The sequence below is a fragment of the Novosphingobium beihaiense genome, assembly GCF_022832375.1.
Classification (GTDB): Bacteria; Pseudomonadota; Alphaproteobacteria; order Sphingomonadales; family Sphingomonadaceae; genus Novosphingobium; species Novosphingobium beihaiensis.
Window position 1 is genome coordinate 1 of sequence record NZ_JALHLG010000086.1, and the last position, 4,339, is coordinate 4,339.

At 64.2% G+C, this 4,339-nt stretch carries 6 protein-coding genes; all 6 read right to left on the minus strand.

From position 1 onward, the window contains the following. On the minus strand, positions 1–208 hold a 208-nt coding region (locus MTR66_RS20960; protein ID WP_243924657.1), incomplete at its 3' end, for a chemotaxis protein CheW. A gap of 26 nt (positions 209–234) precedes the next feature. Further along, a complete protein-coding gene (locus MTR66_RS20965) occupies positions 235–606 on the minus strand; it encodes a response regulator (protein ID WP_082010295.1) in 372 nt (123 codons plus the stop codon). A gap of 16 nt (positions 607–622) precedes the next feature. Beyond that, complete coding sequence (locus tag MTR66_RS20970) at positions 623–1,183, minus strand: chemotaxis protein CheD (RefSeq protein ID WP_407673102.1); 561 nt, start codon at positions 1,181–1,183, stop codon at positions 623–625. Further along, entirely contained in the window at positions 1,180–2,205 is a 1,026-nt protein-coding gene (locus tag MTR66_RS20975; protein ID WP_243924660.1) for a protein-glutamate methylesterase/protein-glutamine glutaminase, read from the minus strand. Before MTR66_RS20975 ends, MTR66_RS20970 begins: the two co-directional genes overlap by 4 nt. Beyond that, positions 2,202–3,071, minus strand: a complete 870-nt coding sequence (locus MTR66_RS20980; RefSeq protein WP_243924662.1) for a CheR family methyltransferase — start codon at positions 3,069–3,071, stop codon at positions 2,202–2,204. Before MTR66_RS20980 ends, MTR66_RS20975 begins: the two co-directional genes overlap by 4 nt. Further along, a partial coding sequence (locus tag MTR66_RS20985; RefSeq protein ID WP_243924664.1) for a chemotaxis protein CheA occupies positions 3,068–4,339 on the minus strand: 1,272 nt, incomplete at its 5' end. The genes MTR66_RS20980 and MTR66_RS20985, both read right to left, overlap by 4 nt.

Sequence of the window (4,339 nt, forward strand, 5' to 3'; positions counted from 1 at the left end):
GGGTCGCCTCGGTAGGCGTCCAGCCCAGACGGGCGGCGAGATCGATCACCGGCAGGACCGTGCCGCGCAGGTTGACCACCCCTGCGACGTAAGACGGCACACGCGGCATCGGCGTGACCGGGGTCCAGGCGCGGATTTCGCGGATCGACATGATGTCGAGCGCGAAGATCTGGCCGGCAATTTCGAAAGTTATGAGTTCTCGGTGCATGTCCCGAACCTCCTTTGCGGGTAAAGTCAGTGAGCAACGCGGCGCACGGCCGCGACAAGCTTGTCGGTATCGAACGGCTTGACGATCCAGCCGGTCGCGCCTGCGGCGCGGGCCCGGGCCTTCTTCTCGTCCGAGCTTTCGGTGGTCAGCACCAGAATCGGCCGGTCGCGATGGCGGGTGCCGCCGCGCACCTGCTCGATCAGGCCGAAACCGTCGAGACGGGGCATGTTGATGTCGGTAATCACGACATCAACTTCGTTCACCGCCAGCCATTCCAGCGCGGAAACGCCGTCGTCGGCCTGGGCCACATCGAAACCGTTGGTGGACAGGGCGTGATTGAGCAGCGCACGCATGGATGCGCTGTCATCTACAGTAAGAATGCGGGTTGTCTTGGACATCGGATGCCTCGTTTGGTCAGAACAGTTCGACTTCGCCGCGTGGGACCGGGCGGAACACGGGTTGCGGTTTCACCTCGGGTGCATCCGAGGAGGCGACAGTGCGGCACCGGACCTGACCGGACGCCGGACGGAAATCTACGCGGCGGGCATTGGTGCCCCCCAGGTCCTCGCGGACCAGATTGATACGTTCGCGCACCAGAAAGCTGCGCGCGAATTCGGCATTGGCCGTGCCGATCTGCTGCATGCCAGCGCGGATATTCGCACCGCCATAAAGGTGGGCGCGCAGACGCTCCTTGCGGGCGCCGTAGGACAGCATTTCGTTGATCAGCATTTCCATCAGGTAAACGCCGTAATGAACGTCCACTTCGCCGGGGTTATGGCTGGCCGGCGGTTCGGACAGCAGGAAGTGGTTCATGCCGCCAAGCTCGACGGCCGGATCGTAGAGACAAGTGGCCACGCAAGAGCCCAGCACAGTGCTGAATTCCACCTTAGGGCCTGCACTGACCTTGAACTGGCCTTGCAGCACCGTCAGGCGCGTCATGTTGGGCGGAGTGAGATCTAGGGACATCGCTATCAAGCCGCCTTGTGGAGCGCGTGACGCGCAATGCTGTTGATCGGAGCGACGACGCACGCCGCCCCCAGTGAAATCGCCGCTCGCGGCATGCCGAAGACCGTGCAGGTCGCTTCATCCTGAGCGATCGTGTGCGCGCCCTTCTCCGCCATGGCCAGCAGGCCCTTGGCGCCGTCCTGGCCCATGCCGGTCAGCAGGATGCCCACGGCATCCGCGCCGACATATTCAGCCACCGAATGGAACAGCGCATCAACGCTGGGGATATGGCCGGAAACCGGCTCCCCCCGGCGCAGCTTGGCATAAAGCGTAGCGTTGCCCTTAACCATAAGATGATGTCCGGCTTCGGCGGCCAGATAGACGTGACCGCTCTTGAGCGGCATGTCGTGCACCGCCACCTGCACCGTTGCGGGGCAGACCTGGTCGAGCGTGCGGGCAATCGCCGGGGCAAACCGGGGATTGACGTGCTGCACGATGACCGTGGGCGGGCAATCCTGCGGGAATCCGCGCAACAGGACCTGCAAGGCCTCGACCCCGCCGGTGGACGAACCGACCGCGATCAGGCGCGTATCGCGCTTGATCGAACGGCGGCTTTCCTCGGCAACCGCCGGTGCATTGCGCATCGGCTTGCGGAATTCGATCTGCGCGGCATCGCGGATCAGCTTGGCCAGCTCTCCGCTGTCCTGCAGCGCCAGCTTGCCGGTCGGATCGTACTTGGAATAGCAGTTCACCGCACCGAGCGCGAGCGCACGCGCCGTAACCTCGTTGCCTTCCTGCGTCGCGCCCGAGACGATGATCACCGGCGTCGGGCGCAGGGTCATGATCTTCTCAAGGAAGTCGAGACCGTTCATGCCCGGCATTTCGATGTCGAGCGTGACCACGTCCGGGTCTAGCTGCTTCATCAGCGTGCGGCCTTCGGAGGCATTGGATGCCGTGCCGACCACTTCGATATCGGGCTGCTCGCGCAGCCGCGACATCAGGATCGCGCGCATGGTGGGCGAATCGTCGATGATCAGAACACGAATGCTCATGCGGCCCTCTTGCGGTAGATCGTCGGGCCGACGAGTTGGAAATCGTTGGCGGCAGGCCCGGTCACGCGTTCGGAGTGACCGATATAGAGAAAGCCGCCGGGTTCGAGGACGTCCGCGAAGCGCTTGACGAGCCGTTCCTTCGTCGGATTGTCAAAATAAATCATGACGTTCCGGCAGAAGATGAAATCGAAGTGGCCCTTGATCGGCCAGTCGCCGTGCAGATTGAGCAGACGAAAGCGCACGATCTGGCGCATCGCATCGGCCATCACCGCGTCGCCGCCCTTTTCCGTGGTCCAGACGCGGCGCAGTTCCTCGGGAACCGGGCTCAGGTCTTTCACCGGATACGTCGCGGCTTCGGCCTTCTGGATCGCATGCGGCGCGATGTCGGACGCCAGCACCCGCAAGTCGCTGCGCGCCATGTTGATGCCGCTGGAGCGGTCCGGCCCCAGCAGGCTCATGACGATCGACCAGGTTTCCTCGCCGCTCGAACATCCTGCGGACCACACCCGCACCGGCTGACGATGGCGCAGCTTTTCCAGCAGATGCGGCCGCAATTCGTTCCGCAAATGCTCGAAGTGATGCGCTTCGCGGTAGAAGAACGTGTGATTGGTGGTGAGAGCCGCCACCGTCTTGTTCAGCTCCGCGGCATCCTCGCCGATAAGCTCGATGTATTTGGAGAACGTGACGCTCCCCGCCGCCCGCACGAGCGGAGCAAGGCGGGAATAGACCAGCATCGCCTTGCCCTGCGGCAGCACGATCCCTGCAGCGCCATAGATGATCTTAGCGATCTGCGCGAAATCGGCAGAGCTATAGATATCCGGGCTGACACCGGGAATCGTGTTGGTCGAGGCGGGGGCGGCGGTCACGCAGCCTGCCTTTCATGCGCGGGCAGCGCGCAGGCCACGAGGCCGTCGACGTCGACAATGAGGGCCACGCGGCCGTCGCCCAGGATCGTCGCACCGGCAACGCCCTCGACCGAACGGAAGTTGGTGGCCAGGCTCTTGATCACGAACTGGCGCTGGTCGCAGATGTCGTCCACCAGCAGCGCGGCCTGTCCGGCGCTTTCGGTATCGACGACGATCAGCACGCCCGCTTGCGGGTCGGTGGTCCCGGTCGGGGCACCCAGCGCTTCCTTGAGCGAGATGATCGGGATGAACCGCCCGCGCACATTGAGCATCTGGCGGCTCGATCCGAGACCGTGGAAGTCTCCTTCGCCCGGACGCAGGCTTTCCACCACATGGGCCAGCGGCACCACCAGCGTCTGATCGCCGACATCGACGATCATGCCGTCCGAAATCGCCAGCGTCAGCGGCAGCGTCAGAATGAAGGCCGTGCCCTTGCCCGGAACGCTTTCGATCGTGATGCGGCCGCCCAGATCCTTCACGTTCTGGCGCACCACATCCATGCCAACGCCGCGGCCGGAAATGTTGGAGACGACTTGCGCGGTCGAGAAGCCCGGCGCGAAAATCAGGTTATCGATTTCCTCGGCCGAAAGCTGCGCTTCGGGGCTGACAATGCCCTTCTCGATCGCCTTGCGCAGCACAACCTCGCGGTTGATGCCCGCGCCGTCGTCGGCAATGGTGATGAGAATGCGGCCCGAACGGTGCTCGGCGGAGAGAGTCAGCGTGCCTTCGGCAGGCTTGCCCGCAGCGATGCGGTTCTCGGCGCTTTCGATGCCATGGTCCACCGCATTGCGGATCAGGTGCGTGAGCGGTTCGCCCAAACGCTCGATCACGGTCTTGTCGAGTTCGGTGGTCTCACCGAAGACTTCCAGCTTCACATGCTTGCCGGTCGAAGCGGCCAGGTCGCGCAGGATACGCGGCACGCGGCTGAAGACGCTGGCGATCGGCTGTGCGCGAATCGACATCGCGCTTTCCTGGATATCGCGCGTCAGCGTTTCGAGCAGGCTGAGTTCTTCGGAAGCGGTAACGCCCGCACTGTCGAGGCGCTGCACCAGCATGGCCTGCGCGATCACCAGTTCGCCCACGAGATCGATAAGGCGGTCCAGCTTGAACAGGTCGATGCGGATCGACTGGCCAGCCACCGGCGGCGCGGGCGCGGCAGCGGCAGGCTTTTCGGCCGCGTCGGGCTTCGCTTCGGCGGCCGGAGCCTTGGCAGGCGTACCGGCCGGGGC

Coding starts and splice junctions, on each gene's coding strand:
- MTR66_RS20965 (WP_082010295.1), bottom strand. CDS start 606: ATGTCCAAGACAACCCGCATTCTTACTGTAGATGACAGCGCATCCATG.
- MTR66_RS20975 (WP_243924660.1), bottom strand. CDS start 2,205: ATGAGCATTCGTGTTCTGATCATCGACGATTCGCCCACCATGCGCGCG.